At 36.8% G+C, this 15017-nt stretch carries 16 protein-coding genes; 3 read left to right on the top strand and 13 right to left on the bottom strand.

Annotated elements, in window-relative coordinates; all coding sequences use genetic code 11:
* Positions 1-86: 86 nt before the first annotated feature.
* Positions 87-1448, bottom strand: coding sequence for a sensor histidine kinase (locus PBF_RS19800; RefSeq protein WP_035332178.1), 1362 nt, complete (start codon positions 1446-1448; stop codon positions 87-89).
* Positions 1426-2139, bottom strand: a complete 714-nt coding sequence (locus PBF_RS19795; protein ID WP_035332177.1) for a response regulator — start codon at positions 2137-2139, stop codon at positions 1426-1428. Before PBF_RS19795 ends, PBF_RS19800 begins: the two co-directional genes overlap by 23 nt.
* Positions 2140-2273: 134 nt before the next feature.
* Here PBF_RS19795 and PBF_RS19790 point away from each other — a divergent pair, with 134 nt between their 5' ends.
* Together PBF_RS19790 and PBF_RS27080 are read left to right on the top strand one after the other, a co-directional pair.
* Positions 2274-2510, top strand: coding sequence for a hypothetical protein (locus tag PBF_RS19790; protein WP_035332175.1), 237 nt, complete (start codon positions 2274-2276; stop codon positions 2508-2510).
* 15 nt (positions 2511-2525) lie between these two features.
* Entirely contained in the window at positions 2526-2657 is a 132-nt protein-coding gene (locus PBF_RS27080; protein ID WP_268745130.1) for a hypothetical protein, read from the top strand.
* A gap of 383 nt (positions 2658-3040) precedes the next feature.
* On the opposite strand, the gene PBF_RS19785 is transcribed toward PBF_RS27080, so the two are convergent.
* Complete coding sequence (locus tag PBF_RS19785; protein ID WP_081757326.1) at positions 3041-3283, bottom strand: hypothetical protein; 243 nt, start codon at positions 3281-3283, stop codon at positions 3041-3043.
* A gap of 691 nt (positions 3284-3974) precedes the next feature.
* Between PBF_RS19785 and PBF_RS19780 the strand changes: the two genes are divergently transcribed.
* Positions 3975-4361, top strand: a complete 387-nt coding sequence (locus PBF_RS19780; RefSeq protein ID WP_019380884.1) for a hypothetical protein — start codon at positions 3975-3977, stop codon at positions 4359-4361.
* Positions 4362-4467: 106 nt separating this feature from the next.
* Here PBF_RS19780 and PBF_RS19775 read toward each other — a convergent pair whose 3' ends face one another.
* The 10 genes from PBF_RS19775 to PBF_RS19730 all read right to left on the bottom strand — a co-directional run bounded on the left by PBF_RS19775 (position 4468) and on the right by PBF_RS19730 (position 14836).
* Positions 4468-6897: a heavy metal translocating P-type ATPase gene (locus PBF_RS19775; RefSeq protein WP_035332173.1), complete on the bottom strand. Its 2430-nt coding sequence runs from the start codon at positions 6895-6897 to the stop codon at positions 4468-4470.
* Between the two features lie 134 nt (positions 6898-7031).
* On the bottom strand, positions 7032-7238 hold the full coding sequence (gene copZ, locus PBF_RS19770) for a copper chaperone CopZ (protein WP_026041633.1): 207 nt from the start codon (positions 7236-7238) through the stop codon (positions 7032-7034).
* Positions 7239-7253: 15 nt separating this feature from the next.
* On the bottom strand, positions 7254-7598 hold the full coding sequence (locus PBF_RS19765) for a metal-sensitive transcriptional regulator (protein WP_372675482.1): 345 nt from the start codon (positions 7596-7598) through the stop codon (positions 7254-7256).
* 130 nt (positions 7599-7728) lie between these two features.
* Positions 7729-8358, bottom strand: a complete 630-nt coding sequence (locus PBF_RS19760) for a nitrite and sulphite reductase 4Fe-4S domain protein (RefSeq protein ID WP_019380880.1) — start codon at positions 8356-8358, stop codon at positions 7729-7731.
* A 14-nt stretch (positions 8359-8372) separates the two neighbouring features.
* The gene (locus tag PBF_RS19755; RefSeq protein ID WP_019380879.1) at positions 8373-9377 is read right to left on the bottom strand and encodes an ABC transporter ATP-binding protein; all 1005 of its coding nucleotides are present in this window, start codon (positions 9375-9377) and stop codon (positions 8373-8375) included.
* Positions 9370-10341, bottom strand: a complete 972-nt coding sequence (locus tag PBF_RS19750) for an ABC transporter ATP-binding protein (protein WP_019380878.1) — start codon at positions 10339-10341, stop codon at positions 9370-9372. The genes PBF_RS19755 and PBF_RS19750 overlap by 8 nt, the downstream gene beginning before the upstream one ends.
* A 3-nt stretch (positions 10342-10344) precedes the next feature.
* Positions 10345-11202 carry an ABC transporter permease gene (locus tag PBF_RS19745; protein ID WP_019380877.1) on the bottom strand — a complete coding sequence of 286 codons (858 nt, stop codon included), beginning with the start codon at positions 11200-11202 and terminating at the stop codon, positions 10345-10347.
* The gene (locus PBF_RS19740; protein WP_019380876.1) at positions 11195-12172 is read right to left on the bottom strand and encodes an ABC transporter permease; all 978 of its coding nucleotides are present in this window, start codon (positions 12170-12172) and stop codon (positions 11195-11197) included. Before PBF_RS19740 ends, PBF_RS19745 begins: the two co-directional genes overlap by 8 nt.
* Before the next feature lie 82 nt (positions 12173-12254).
* The gene (locus tag PBF_RS19735) at positions 12255-14051 is read right to left on the bottom strand and encodes an ABC transporter substrate-binding protein (RefSeq protein WP_035332170.1); all 1797 of its coding nucleotides are present in this window, start codon (positions 14049-14051) and stop codon (positions 12255-12257) included.
* Positions 14052-14086: 35 nt separating this feature from the next.
* A complete protein-coding gene (locus PBF_RS19730; protein WP_035332169.1) occupies positions 14087-14836 on the bottom strand; it encodes a PIG-L deacetylase family protein in 750 nt (249 codons plus the stop codon).
* Between the last annotated feature and the right edge of the window lie 181 nt (positions 14837-15017).

Raw genomic sequence — 15017 nt, 5'->3', positions numbered from 1 at the left:
ATTGAGGACTTAGAAAAGTAAATAGCAGCTAGCGAAATCCCCGACCAAAAGTTGTGAATTCAAAATTGAAAAGGTTTTGGTGCCTATTAATTTCTGGGGAACAAAATCGTTATGATAGTGCCATTATTTAATTCACTTGTAACCTGTATGTCTCCACCATGTGCATTTACTAATGCTTTTACTATGGAGAGGCCAATACCAATCCCTCCGGTTTTTCGGGTTCTAGATTTATCTCCTCTGTAAAATCGTTCAAAAAGATGGGGAAGATCCTTTTCGTCTATCCCAACTCCTTCATCGGCTACAACGAAACCTATATTGTCATTCTTTTCAAGAACTGAGATAACCACCCTTTTATTTGGTGAAGTATATTGAAGAGCATTATTAAGAATGTTAGTTAATATTTGAATAACTCGGTCTTGATCAGCACGAAACCATAATTCTTTTCCAGAATTAAGGATTTGGAGTTTTACTCCTTTCTCATTAAATATTGAATCAAATTGATTTTTTAAGAAACATGCCATCTTATTTGCTTCTATATTACTCACATTTAACTTAATCTGTGGATTCTCAGCAGCAAGAAGTTTTTCTAGTTCATTTACAAGACGTACTAAGCGCATTAACTCATTATGGCTTTGTTGCAGCCTTTCCGGAGTAGGATCCCAAATTCCATCTTGAAAAGCCTCTATTTGACTTCTCAATGATGCAAGAGGTGTGCGAAGTTCATGTGCGAGGTCTGCGGTAAACTGCTTTCTAAGATTTTCTTCATTAGAAAGTGAACTTGCTAAATTATTAAAAGACCATCCAAGAGCTTTCATTTCCTCAGTCAATTCCTCAACGTTCAAGCGGGTGTTCCATTTATGTTTTTGGAGCTCCTGTACAGCAACCGAAAGTTTATTGAATCCAGCAGAAAGCCATTTTGAAAATAAAATACTAAAGAAAACTGATAGTATAACTGTAAAAAAAGCTGCAGCATAAACATATCTTTTAATAGCTTGAAAAAATGAAAAATCCTCAGCGACTAGTTCCTCTTGATAATACACTTGTAGGCTGCCAATAATACTATTATCTACAGAAAGATTATAAGTATCTGAATTATAGTTCGCCTCTGAATCTTGTCTGTGACCCATATTCTCCATCATCTTTCTCATTGAGCTAGTCTCAATGAGGATTTTTCCATTTGAATTATATATTTCATAATATAGATTTTCCGTCATAGCTTGATCATGCAGAATATTTACAACTTGGTCACTCTGTAGTGAGCCAGTCTGTTTATACTCATTGAGTATTTCTTCTTTAATCAGATTTATATTTTTCTCTCTTCCTTCTAATAAATAATCATTAAAGCGACCTTCAAAACCCCATAATATCGAAAGGCTAGTTAATAAAATGCCTGATAAGGATACTATTAAGAAATAAAAAAATATTCTAGTGCGCATGGTTTTCCGCATGGGGCCTTCCTCCAAACTTATAACCCATTCCAAAGACGGTCAGTATATAATCAGGCTGCCGTGAATCTCTTTCAATCTTTTTTCGAAGGTTTTTAATATGAGTGTCTATGCTCCGTTCATATCCTTCATAATAAGTTCCGTCCTCCTGACACTTTTCAAGTAACTCCATCCGACTATAAACCCTACCTGGGTAACTGGCCAGTGTAAATAGGAGTCTATATTCAATTGGTGTGAGGGTAATAATCTTGCCTTTCAATTTTACTTCTTTTTTTATTGAGTCAATAATCATTTCTTTTTCATTAAATATAAGCTTGTGAGCTGATATCCTTTTATTCACTCTCCTTAAAATTGCTTGAGCTCTCACTACTACTTCTCTTGGACTAAAGGGTTTTTTTACATAATCATCCGCTCCAAGATTAATTCCATTTAACAAATCCTCTTCGTCTGATTTTGCAGTCAGCATGATTATTGGTACATCACTTTCTTTCCTTATTAAACGACATATTTCTTCTCCAGAAATATCAGGAAGCATTAGGTCTAGAATAATAATATCAATGTCGTCGGCTTTTGCCTTTTTTAAGGCATCTATCCCATTAGAAGCCAACAGAATATCCCAGCCCTCTTTTTCAAAATAGGCTTTTAATACCTCAAGAATCATATCTTCATCATCTACAAGAAGAATTTTAGTCACCAGTAACCACTCCTTGTATACATTTTATCATCCTCGATTATTAGAATTGCAATCTTCATATGTTCCACATAAGTTCTCCATAAGATTTACATTTCCATAAGGTATTCTAAAAACAAGAAAGGAGATGAATATACATGAGAAAATTTGTGATTGGTATCTTAGGTGCAGGGTTTATTTTAGGAGCAGGAACATATGCATTTGCAGAGGAGAATGGAAACGGAGGTTTAAACTTCAGGCAAATGAAGCCCATGATTGAAGAAATGCATCCCGACCTCTCAACAAAGGAGCAAAAAGATATGTTTGAATCATGCCATGGTAAGGATGGTATGATGCAGCAAAGTGGTGCTGAAAGTATGATGAATAACTTTTAAGGGAGTTGATCCCGAATGATGGGCGGATATGGAATTGGCATGATGGCTTATGGTATTATAGGTTCGCTGCTTAATCTTACCATGATTGGAATCGTAGTATTTTTCACTGTGAAAATGGCAATAAAAAAATCAAAAGTCAATCATTAAACATGGATAAACAACAGCTAATTTAACAACATTATTAGCACATAAAAACGCTTGGAAATAATAATCCCAAGCGTTTTTGATTTGCTCCCTTTCTTGAAAAAAGCTGTTGGTAATCTTGGTTTCATTTTTTATTATCAAATTTTCTTCCTTTTAACTTTTGAAAGGTATTTCGAAATGGCTCCAATTCAACTAGTAAAATACCGCCTTTTTCTTTTACTAAGAAATCTTTGCACCAAAAGGATGTCTTTTTAGAATAAACTCAAATTAATATTTGTTAAAAATGTTACTTCGTTATAAGAGAATAACATAGAAGTTAAAAGACACAAGTGTAAGACTATTTCATTAAGCCAAGGAGTCACCTACTCCTTTGTAGATGGCATTTGTCAGCCGCCATCTATGCAAGTAGAAACAGAGCTTCCTACAGCTGCATTTAGTTCGTGGAGAAGCGGAATTAGTTGTTCTTCATCAATCAATGTTGCTAAGACCTGCTTTGTAAACGGAATTTTATGCCTTATAAAAATTTCTGCTGTATTGGACCAAACTTCAACTATTGCTGCTGGTGACATATTTGATTGAATAACCACTTTGGCATCTTTCCTTTCTTTATATAAACGGATATTTTTCAATTAACTTCTTCTGTTTATCTAACAATCACTAAGTATGATTTGTGTAAGATTTGTTCTAAAATACATATATATAAAATACTAACTTGATTATTGAGATTTCACTATGACTAATTTCCAGATTAAGAATTGAGACATTAATAACTTCCCATGAAATATAGATCACTTATGGGATATAATGTGTTTTAACTTGGTTTCTTTGAAACTTATCCTTACTTTATCATGACCAACAAAATCACTGCAGCAAACACTATCGCAATTAAAGGTAAAACTTTCTTTAGCTGTACTTTTTCAATATGTTCTATAATAATTATGACGAAAATGATCAAAATTTGAAAAATCCAAGATAAAAAAACCATTTAGTTATCTCCAATCTTATGAGTTATGAAGGTTTATTAAAGATAATGGCACGAGGGTTTTCAGGATATCTAACTCTGAAGCAAGAGTTGATTTCATTTTCTTGGATTGTTGACCATTTATAATAAAAGAGTTTAAAATTATAAAAAGTGTTTTAGATACATCTCACTTTTACCATATAAGTATGCATAATTTATGCATACACAGTAGAAATTGACCATGCATATAAATGTTAAAAAAAAGAAAAATGTGGAGGTCAATACTGATATACAACACAAACCGAAAAATTAAGAAAAACTCTCCTCTCACAGTCTTTAATAAAATGAGGTGAAAGAAATTGTGCTTTACTCATGATGTCATTGAACGACAAGCCCTTAAAATATGTGAAGAGATGAAGATGTATTCCATTTACAGCCTTGTGGGTGTTGCTACCACTGGTGATCAAGTGAAGATTCAAGAAAATACATCCATTGAAAGTAACTTTAAATTACTACCTGGTGAAGCTTTACCTTTGATCACAAATGTCATGCTACAAGATGCTTATGGAAGAGATTATTCGGTTTCACCAGATGAAGCAGGGCTTCAATTTGCTAAAGGTGAAGTTACTTATAAAGAATATAAACGTCTTCAAGCTAAAGAAAAAATACAGTTAACTACTATATTAATAGCCTCTGGTGGCACATTATTTTTATTGAGTTGGTCATTTCTTCGGTTTTTTATTTAAATGAATTACAGAGCCCTCAATATAAAAAAGAATAGGATGACTCTAATGTGAGTCATCCTATTCTTTAATTCCAATTTTATTTTGTTAGGTGTTAGTTCAGACAATATCAACGTACAGGTTTCCATTTTCGTAAAAATAATGTGTTACCAACTACTGAGACAGAGCTGAAAGCCATTGCTCCACCAGCAAGAATCGGATTTAAAAGGCCGATTGCTGCAACTGGAATCAATACAACGTTGTATGCAAATGCCCAGAAAAGATTTTGTTTGATTTTTCTCATTGTTGTTTTGGAAAGACTGATTGTATCAACAATTCCCATCAGGTCACCGCGCATTAATGTTATATCCGCTGCCTCCATTGCAACGTCTGTACCTGTTCCAATGGCAATTCCAACATGGGCAGCAGCTAGTGCTGGGGCATCATTAATCCCATCCCCAACCATTGCAACTATTTTTCCTTCCTGCTTCAATTTTTCAACTTCTGCAGATTTGTCTTCAGGAAGTACCTCAGCGAGGACCCTATCGACACCAACCTGCTTGGCAATGGCTTCGGCCGTTAATTTATTATCACCAGTGATCATAATGACTTCAATTCCCATATTTTTAAGATGTTTAATCGCTTTGGCAGATGTTTCTTTAACTGTATCCGCGACAGCGATTATGCCTGCTAGGCTGTCATCAACTGCTATTAGCATAGCGGTTTTTCCTTCCCCTTCAAGCTGTTCCATGCGGCTTAAAGCAGTGCCTATCTCTATATTATTTTTGATCATTAACTTCTTATTTCCAATCAGCACCTTCTGATCTTTGATGCTTACTTGAATTCCGTGACCAGGGATGGCAGTAAAGTTTTGTGTTTCCTGAAGCTGAATGCCACTTTCTTTAGCACCATTTACAATTGCTTCCCCAAGAGGATGCTCCGATCCTTTTTCAGCTGATGCAGCTATCTGCAGTAATTCATCTTCTTTATATTTTCCAAAAGCTATAATATCGGTGACATCTGGTTCACCTTTTGTAATCGTGCCTGTTTTATCCAAAACAACCGTAGTTACACTCTGAGATGTTTGGAGGTGTTCGGCACCTTTAATAAGAAGTCCATTTTCAGCGCCTTTTCCTGTCCCAACCATTACAGCTGTCGGAGTTGCCAATCCTAACGCACAAGGGCATGCAATAACCAGGACAGCGATCGTACTAACAAGTGCAGGTGTAAATCCTGCGATGAAATAAGTGATGGCAAAGGTTGCTAAAGCAATTAAGATTACAATTGGTACAAAAATTCCAGAAATTTTATCTGCGAGTTTTTGAATAGGGGCTTTTGAGCCCTGAGCTTCTTCGACAAGTTTAATAATTTGTGCTAGTGCCGTGTCCTTGCCAACTTTGGTAGCTTTAAATGTAAATGAACCATGTTTGTTTACCGTTGCTCCAATGACTGTGTCACCAATCCCTTTTGTAACAGGCATGCTTTCCCCAGTTAGCATGGATTCATCAACGGTAGTGTTTCCTTCAATTATTTCCCCATCAACAGGAACCTTTTCTCCAGCACGAACAAAAATCAGGTCACCTGTTTGAACCTCTTCCAGGGGTATATCAAGTTCTTCTCCATCCCTAATGACTCTGGCGGTTTTCGCTTGAAGTCCCATCAGCGTTTTAATAGCTTCCGATGTTTGTCCTTTAGCTCTTGTTTCAAGCAATTTCCCTAAAACAATCAAAGTCATGACGATAGCAGCAGCTTCGTAATATAAAAATTGACCAGTTCCCAAAATTGTAACAATCAGACTGTAAAAGTAGGCTGCTGAAGTTCCCAGTACAACCAAAACAGCCATGTTGGCACTTCCGCCTCGAACTGCATTGTATGCATCACGGTAATAATGGCCGCCTACATAGAATTGCACTGGTGTAGCAAGTAGGAATTGTACCCAAGGACTCATATGAAAGAACATTCCATTGCCATACTCCATAGCAAAATCCGATATCATTTGAACTAAAAAGAATACGGATAAAATTGCCCCTACAGTAAACTTCCTTATTTGCTTTTTATATTCTTTTTCCCTGGCATTGCGCTCATAATCTTCATCTCTCTCGCCAACTACCTTTGCATCATAGCCGACCTTTTTTATAGCGGCGATGATTTGCTCAATATTCGTGTTTCCAGGAATGAACTCGATTATTGCTTTTTCAGTAGCTAAATTGACAGTAGCACTTGTTATTCCTTCTACTTTTTTTAATCCTTTTTCTACACGGGTTGCACATGCTGCGCATGTCATTCCTATGATGTCAAGCTGGACTTTTTCCTCTTGAACACCGTAACCAGTCTTTTTTATTTTTTCAATGACATCGTTAACATTAGCTGTTTTTGAATCATACGTAACAGAAGCTTTTTCTGTAGCGAGGTTAACACTAGCTTTTTGCACACCTGGAACCTTAGCAATGTTTTTTTCAATACGGGTAGCACATGCTGCACATGTCATGCCGGTTATGCTCAATGTAACATTTTCCCCGGCAGCATCATTTTGTGTTTTGGCAATTGATTGCTCAGCCATATTTATGTTCCTCCTTTTAAAATTGTTTGAGGATAAATAATTCATTATTGAAGGTCAGTGCTTAATATACCTGTCATGGGTATATTAAACTTAAAAAGAGAGGGTGCTGCGTTTAGCACACCCCATCATTTTATTTAAACTACATCATATCCTTGATCATCAATAGTTTCCTTGATTTTGTCTAAAGAAACTTGCGTGGAATTATATTCGACATCAACTTTTCCACTTTCTAGGTGAACTTTAACATTGGAAACGCCCGCCAACTCGCCGACGCTACCTTCGATCGCTTTAATACAATGACCACAGGACATACCTTCTACATTCAATGTAACTTTTTCCATCATTCATTCTCTCCTTTATTTTTTCATTAATTTCTGAACAGTAATGAGTACTTCATCTAAAACTTCTAAATCTCCTTCTTGAAGACGGTCCACTACGCATCCTTTTAAATGCCCTTCCAAAAGAATCTTTGCAACGCTGTTTAACGCAGATTGTGTAGCTGAAATTTGTGTAATGACATCGTCACAATAAGTGTCCCTTTCAATTAAACCTTTTATACCGCGGATTTGACCTTCAATTCGGTTTAATCGAACGACAAGATTATTCTTAACTTTATCAGAATGGTGACTTTTTCTCGTACTCTCGCTTGCGCAGCAGCTTACTTCTTCGGTTGGCAATTCATTTTTTTCTAATTTGGAAATCACTTAGCTTCCCCCCTTGCAAATTTAATATATCATACCCCCGTACCCTATGTAAAGAGAAAGGTATGAAATATTTTGTTATAATTGGTAATTTTTTTATAAAGAAAAATTTAAAGGGTAGATTATTTTTTCATTTATTCATTTCCTCTAATATTGCCTCATGCCCGAGCCTGTTTACAAATTTATGGAACGTCTCTCTTTTCTTGGCCTGTTGCTGGTAAAATTCAATGATCTTTTCTACAGATGAATATAAATCTTCAGGTTCAAGATTAGTCATTAATAGGGACCCGGTTTCTGCATCTTTCCCTTTCGATTTTCCTCCAATATATAAATCATAATGATTTTTCACCTTCATTATACCTATGTCATTGATTAGTGGTTCACCGCAGCCGACAGGACAGCCAGTATAAGCTGGCTTTAATGTGAAAGGGACAGGAATTCCTGCTATACGCTCATTCAATTCTTTTGCTACAGGCATTCCTTCTTCTTCTTCCCCTTTACAAAAATTGCATGTCCGTAAGCTTTTAACAAATTTCCCCACTGGATAACATCGAAGCCCTACCTGTTCAAACTCTGATATAATTTCATCTTTCTTGTCATCAAATATATCGATGTAGAGCTGCTGAAATGTAGTCAGTTCAAGCTCATCCTGATCATCCATATATTTTGCAATTACAAGTAGTTGCTTGGCAGTTAGTTTTGCCCCAAAATGTATACCTCCGTTTACAGCTATCTTTACTTTCTTTCTTTGCGTATCCATATGTTTCCCCTTTTTTATGAAGTCTTTTCTAATAATTCAATATGACAATGGCAAGAAACTGAATGTCCTCTGTCTACATCCTCTAACTCTGGCACTTGCGTATGACAAACTGCTTCTTTATGAGGACATCTTGCAACAAAAGGGCAGCCTTTTTCTTCTTTTGTGGAATCCACTTCCCCATCCAGAATCAGTTTTTCTCTATTTTTAATAAAATGGTTTAAATCTTTTACTACAGCCACAAGTGCTTTTGTGTACGGATGGGAAGGATGCTGAATAATTTTTTTCGTAGGTCCTATTTCTACGATTTTTCCTTGGTACATGACAGCAATTCGGTCACACATATAACTCGCAGTAGATAAATCATGGGTAATAAACATCATCGTAAGGCCCATTTTCTTTCTTAAATCCAGCAGCAAGTTCAGTATTCCGGCTCTAACAGAAACATCAAGCATGGATGTTGGTTCATCTGCAGCAATAAAAGAAGGTTTTAAAATAATTGCTCTTGCAATGGCAATTCTCTGTCTTTGCCCGCCGCTTAATTGATGTGGGAAACGATGGATAAAGTCCTGGGCTGGTCGTAGCTCAATAGCTTCTATGGCCTCAATCACCTTTTGATACTTTTCTTCGTAAGTCAAACCCTTTTCATGAGCATTAATCGGTTCCATTAATATGTCAAGAATTTTCATACCGGGGTTTAACGTATCGTAAGGGTCTTGAAAAATCATCTGCATTTTTTTTCTAATTTTATTTGTCTCTGATTCTTTTAGATTACAAAGATTAACTCCTTCAAAAGTTATTTCTCCTTTGGTTTCTTTCATAAGGCGCATAACCATTCTGGCAGTTGACGTTTTGCCGCAACCGCTTTCACCAATGATTCCCAATATCTCACCTTTGTTTACTTCAAAATTGATATTGTTAACTGCATATACCTCGGTTTTTTTTCTTTTTAAAAAAGTTCCCGATTTTTTTATAAAGGTTTTTTTCAAATTGCTCACTTTTAAAAGGGTGCTTTTATCCATGGTTTCCTTCCTCCTCTAAAAAGCAGGCTGTGTAATGTCCGTTCTTGATTTCTCTAAATTCTGGAGTTTCTTGCCGGCATTTGTCAAAAGCATGGGGGCACCTGGTATGAAAACGGCAGGAATCAGGGAAATTCACCAAATTTGGTACGCTTCCCGGTATAGATACGACTTCCTTTTCCGGATTGCCTAAATCAGGCGAAGCGTTTAAAAGTGCTTGCGAGTATGGATGTCTGGCGTTTTTCAATAGGTCTTCCGTGGATGCCCATTCTACGATATTGCCTGCATACATAATGGCTATTTTATCGCATATAGCTGTTACCATCGGCAAATCATGAGAGATCAGGATGACGGATAAGTCCATTTTCTTTTGAAGGCTTTTGATTAAGGCAATTACCTGAGCTTGAGTTAAAACATCCAATCCTGTTGTGGATTCATCAGATATAACCAATTTTGGATTACAGGCCAATGCCATAGCAATGGCGACTCTCTGTTTCATTCCTCCGCTGAATTCATGCGGATAGCTCTTCCACCTCTCCCCATCAATACCGACCAACTCGAGAAGGGTCTTAGTGCGCTGAAGTGCTTCCCGTTTGCTTACATTTTCGTGCAGTAAAATGGATTCCATTATTTGATCTCCTATAGTAAATATAGGATTTAACGCGTTCATTGCACTTTGGGGAATAACAGAAATCTCTTTCCATCTCAAGGATGAAAGTACTTTTTCAGAGGCCTTTATGAGATCTTTTCCATTTAAAAGGACACGACCTGACACCACTTTTCCGGGATACTCTATTAACCTTAAAATGGATTGAGCAACTGTTGTTTTTCCACATCCGGACTCACCTATTAAACCTAGCATTTCCCCTTTATTGAGTGAAAAAGAAACATTCTCTACAGCCTTGGCTATCCCTTTATCCGTTTTAAAGTAAGTAGAAAGGTTTTCAACTGACAACACGGTGTTCATAAATTAACGCTCCTTTCTTAATCGGGGATTCAGGATCTCTTCAAGTGAGTATCCTGTAAAGGCGAACCCTATAACCAATGTTGTGATTAATAATCCTGGAGGCAGAACCCACCAAATCCACGCATCAGTTAAAAAAGCTCCTCTGGCCTGAGCATAATATAAAATGGTCCCCCAGCTCTTTGTAAATGGATCTCCTAGCCCCAAGAAGCTTAAAGATGCTTCGATTAAAATTGAATGGCTTGCGGCTAAAACAAATTGGGAGAGTGCTATTGGAATAACCCCCGGCAGAATATGTCGGGCTAAGATGACTTTAATGTTTGTTCCGATTGACTTTGCAGCCTCTACATACCCTTTTGTTTTTAAAGTTAGAACCTGAGATCTTATTACCCTTGCTGGGCTAGCCCAGGAAATTAGGCTAATAACCAGTACAATGTTCCAAAAACTAGGACCAATAAAAGCAGCCAGTAATATCATTAAAGGAAGAAAAGGAATAACAAGTACTAAGTCTACCAATCTCATTAAAAATGCATCTACTTTGCCGCCATAGTAGCCTGAAACGATACCGACTAGGCAGCCAAGAAGAATGGAAATAAAAGCTGCAATGACACCAATTAATAATGAAATCCTCGTGCCATATAGAAGTTCGCTTAAGATATCTTGTCCGACATCATTCGTTCCTAGCAAAAATTGGCCATTAGGCTTCGTAAAAGGAGCTCCAACTCGATCTGTCGGGTCAAATGGAGCAAGGATTGGGGCTAAAATCGCAATTAGCAAAAAAATCACTAAAAGGATTAAGCCAAACAAGCCAATATTATTAGATGTGAGCACTTGCCAATATTTCTTCCATCTTGAATTAACCATTGCGGCTTCCCACCTTTGGATCAAGTAAAGGATAAATTAAATCTGCTAGAAAGTTAGCAATGACTACACTGAAAGTAATAATCAGGAATGTAGCTTGGATAAGCGGGTAATCTCTGCTTAATACCGATTCAAACATAAGACGGCCTACACCCGGATATGCAAAGACGGTTTCGATAACAGTCGCACCGCCCAGGGTAAATCCTAAGCTAAGCATAAATACAGTAGCCACAGGAAGTAATGCATTTCTCATGGCATGTTTATACTTGATTACCTTTTCTTTTACTCCTTTTGCTTTGGCCATCATAATATAGTCTTCTCCGAGGACGTTCAGCATTGAATACCGCATGATCATAAAAGTGCTTGTAACAGAAATTAGGATAAGGGTGGCTAATGGGAGAATCAGATGCTTACCGATATCAATAAACCGGTCCATTCCCGTATAATTTGACCAAGCGCTTTCTGCTCCAAAAACGGGCAGCCATCCTAATTGAGCGGAAAAAATAGATACAAGTATCATGCCAACCCAAAAAGATGGCATGGCACTTAAAAACATAAAGACTGTTAGAAGGTTAGCATCTGTGTTGGTGCCCCTGCGCCATGCGGAAATTGCTCCAAACATGACTCCGATAACGGTTGAGAGTACCAATCCTAGACCTGTAAGTAGCATTGTCCATGGGAGCCTCTCCATCAAAAGTTCTGAGATAGGCCGTTTTTGCTGATAGGAATATCCAAAGTCACCAGTGAAAATATTCTTTATATAAGTTCCGTATTGTTCGAGGATTGAATCATTAAGGCCATACTTGTCTAAAATAGCGTCTTTTTCAGCACTGGACATAAAGCCTACATCTTCGCCTGCTAAAAAAACCAATGGATTTCCAGGCATAAGACGGGGTAATAGAAAATTTAGCGTCAACATTAGGAAAATGACAATGAAATATTGTAAAAGTTTTCCTGTAATAAATTTACCCATCACTTTCACCTCCAAATATGTAAATAATATTTTTAAAAAGAGTTCCCGTAAAAGAAATTGCTTTTACGGGAAGTTATTTCAATTAAAAATCAAAATCATCATTGCCTTTATTTTTTTTCTTTCTTCTTAATAGAATAAATCCAATGACAGCCACAAGAAGTATTAATCCAAATACGATTAATGAAGTGTTATTCCCATCATTATCTGTACTCATATTTGCTGTTTTGCTATCTGTTGAAACAGGTGTATCGCTACTAGCTTTCTCATTATCAGGCAAATCTGATTTTTCAGTCGAAACAAAGGATAGTTTGTTGATAATGCCCTTGCCCACCTGGAAGACATACTGATCATATTTTTCAGGATTAAACGCACCAACAATCTCTTGGTAATAAAGAGGTATAATAGGAGCATCCTCCGCTACAAAAGCTTGTATTTCCTTAATTAAACTTAGACGTTCATTTTCATCGTATGTCTGTTTAAGTTTTTCCCCCAATTGGTCAAACTCAGGGTTCTTGTACCCCCCAATATTGACAGACCCAATAGCTGGATCGGAATGAAATAGATCATTCATTCGATCTGGAAATAGCTGCATGGTGTTGGACCAGCTCCAGACACCAAGGTCGTAATCTCTGCCTTTGCTGACATCAAAATCAGGCCACATTAATGAGTCTACTGTAGTTGAATCCATTGCTTTTACAGCATTTTTGATTCCTACTTCATTTAATGCTTCAGATATTAATTCAGCTGTTCTGATTCTAATTGGGTTACCTGAATAAACCAAAGTCGTTAAGTCAATTTTTTTCCCTTCTTGGTCTTCTCTAAATCCATCACCGTCTTTATCAATAAAACCAGCTTCCTCTAGAATTTGTTTGGCTTTTTCCTTATCAAAAACTGGCTTTAATTCAGAATTAAAATAGGAAGAGGACGGATGAATAAATCCAGGGCTCCCTACTTCTGCGTAGCCAAGTAGCACTGTTTTTACCAAATTTTCTTTATCAATGGCAAAATCAATAGCTTGACGAAATGCGGTTTCCGTCATAGGGTATTTCTCTGCATTAATTTGAAACAGGCTTGTACTGTATCCTGGCCCCCTTACAACTTTCAAAGCAGGGTTGGAACTAAATTGTTCTACAAGTTCAGGAGATATACTTGACGAAATTACATCCAGCTCGCCTGCCTGAAGGGCATTATACATTGCAGTTGTATCTTCAATGATCGGGAATATTAATTCATTTATTGGCGGAGCACCTTTGAAATAATCTTCGTTTGATTTCATTTTGTAGTACTGGCCAGATTTGTGTTCTTCCAGTATATAAGGCCCACTTCCAAGTGCATTAGTTTCATCATCAGGAGTACTTACTTCAGACCAGATATGTTGTGGTAGAATTGGCAAATCTGCAAGAGGCTGAATCATGAAGTTGGGGTCAGCCTGCGATAAATTTAATGTTATACCAGTTTCACCGCTTACCTCTATGGACTTTATTGTTTTTAATGTATTCGTAAATCTGGATTTCGGATATTTGATGAAATATTCCATTGTGAATTTAACATCATCTGCAGTAAGAGGTTTACCATCGTGCCACTTTACGTTATCATGCAGAGTCAGCTCATAGGTTAGACCATCTTTGCTAACTTTAAAATCCTTTACCAACCAAGGTTCCGGCTTATTATTTTCATCTAAATTAAACAGTGTATCGTACAATAAATTGACCAAATCTAACCCTGGATACCCTGTAACATACGTATAAGGGTTTAATCCATTCTCATCTTTTGAAATGCCGACTTTTAACGATTGCACTTTCTCTTCGGCTAGAACAAGGTTGAAACTTGATAGAAGTAACAATATTATTATTCCAACACTAAAAAATGATCTTTTCATTTTCACTCCCCCTATTTAGTAGTGATCTAGATTATCTATTTGATTAGTTCTTGTAAGTGGAAGTTTCCTTCTCTTCTGTATGCTTCAGCAAGGGCAAAATGCCCATGAGTTGCCAGACCATGATAAACATGAACAGCTTTGTCTAACACTCTATGCATTGCTCTTCCTTTTTCTTGATGGTTTTTTAATTGGGAATAACCAGGTGATAAAATTTCTACTGTTTTGGAATCAAGAATTTCATCAAAATGCATACCGCTAAATTCCATTTGACTTTCAAGCATGTCCATTGCCTTTTCTTTTTTCTCCCAAACTTGAGAAATATCAACGACAGTATTTGGGTGATGAGGTGTCATGTAGTAGATGGTCGGAATGGGGTGTGGGGATAAACCGGGAGTTTCTTCTAATGCGAAATCTCTGCTTGCAAGTGCAATAGATTCAAGCAAAAGGGTCATAGCTGGTCTACGGTCAGGATCTAAATCATGGAAGGAATGCTCTGGATCTTGGGTGATAATAATATCTGGCTTAACTTCACGTATCAACTTAATCAACTTAATTTTGGACTCCTTACTTAAATCCACAGTCCCATATTCAAAATTCAAGAAAGAAATCTTGACCCCCAATATCTCTGCAGCATTTCTAACTTGGGGCTGGCTTGTTTCCCTGCAAAGCATAATGCTAGCATATGACTCTCCCCCATTTAAAACATTTTTAGCTAATGCTCCACCGCATTCAACTACTTCCATACCATAAACACCAAGAAATAAAATTTTTTTACCTTTTGACATTACCTTACCTCCTTTTAATGTTCAGTACAGTACCCCGCTATCGTATATTGGGTATTAAAAACTATAATAATACTGAATTATCATTTTGTAAATAGAGAATTTTTAGAAAATTATTTATTTTTAGTATTCGGATATTTTTTGGCATGGCTTGTTTACTGTTTACATATCATGTAGCAAATAA

This window comes from Cytobacillus firmus DS1, from assembly GCF_000565285.1.
Taxonomy (GTDB): domain Bacteria; phylum Bacillota; class Bacilli; order Bacillales; family Cytobacillaceae; genus Cytobacillus; species Cytobacillus firmus_A.
The sequence above is the reverse complement of the archived record's forward strand: the minus strand, read 5'-3'. Positions and strand labels throughout refer to the sequence as shown.

What these genes read in the sequence shown, in the direction of transcription:
- PBF_RS19740 (WP_019380876.1), bottom strand. Translation starts at nt 12,172, where the DNA reads ATGGGTAAATTTATTACAGGAAAACTTTTACAATATTTCATTGTCATT.
- PBF_RS19790 (WP_035332175.1), top strand. Translation starts at nt 2,274, where the DNA reads ATGAGAAAATTTGTGATTGGTATCTTAGGTGCAGGGTTTATTTTAGGA.
- PBF_RS19745 (WP_019380877.1), bottom strand. Translation starts at nt 11,202, where the DNA reads ATGGTTAATTCAAGATGGAAGAAATATTGGCAAGTGCTCACATCTAAT.
- copZ (WP_026041633.1), bottom strand. Translation starts at nt 7,238, where the DNA reads ATGGAAAAAGTTACATTGAATGTAGAAGGTATGTCCTGTGGTCATTGT.
- PBF_RS19760 (WP_019380880.1), bottom strand. Translation starts at nt 8,358, where the DNA reads ATGGATACGCAAAGAAAGAAAGTAAAGATAGCTGTAAACGGAGGTATA.
- PBF_RS19775 (WP_035332173.1), bottom strand. Translation starts at nt 6,897, where the DNA reads ATGGCTGAGCAATCAATTGCCAAAACACAAAATGATGCTGCCGGGGAA.
- PBF_RS27080 (WP_268745130.1), top strand. Translation starts at nt 2,526, where the DNA reads ATGATGGGCGGATATGGAATTGGCATGATGGCTTATGGTATTATAGGT.
- PBF_RS19750 (WP_019380878.1), bottom strand. Translation starts at nt 10,341, where the DNA reads ATGAACACCGTGTTGTCAGTTGAAAACCTTTCTACTTACTTTAAAACG.
- PBF_RS19755 (WP_019380879.1), bottom strand. Translation starts at nt 9,377, where the DNA reads ATGGATAAAAGCACCCTTTTAAAAGTGAGCAATTTGAAAAAAACCTTT.
- PBF_RS19800 (WP_035332178.1), bottom strand. Translation starts at nt 1,448, where the DNA reads ATGCGGAAAACCATGCGCACTAGAATATTTTTTTATTTCTTAATAGTA.
- PBF_RS19730 (WP_035332169.1), bottom strand. Translation starts at nt 14,836, where the DNA reads ATGTCAAAAGGTAAAAAAATTTTATTTCTTGGTGTTTATGGTATGGAA.
- PBF_RS19735 (WP_035332170.1), bottom strand. Translation starts at nt 14,051, where the DNA reads ATGAAAAGATCATTTTTTAGTGTTGGAATAATAATATTGTTACTTCTA.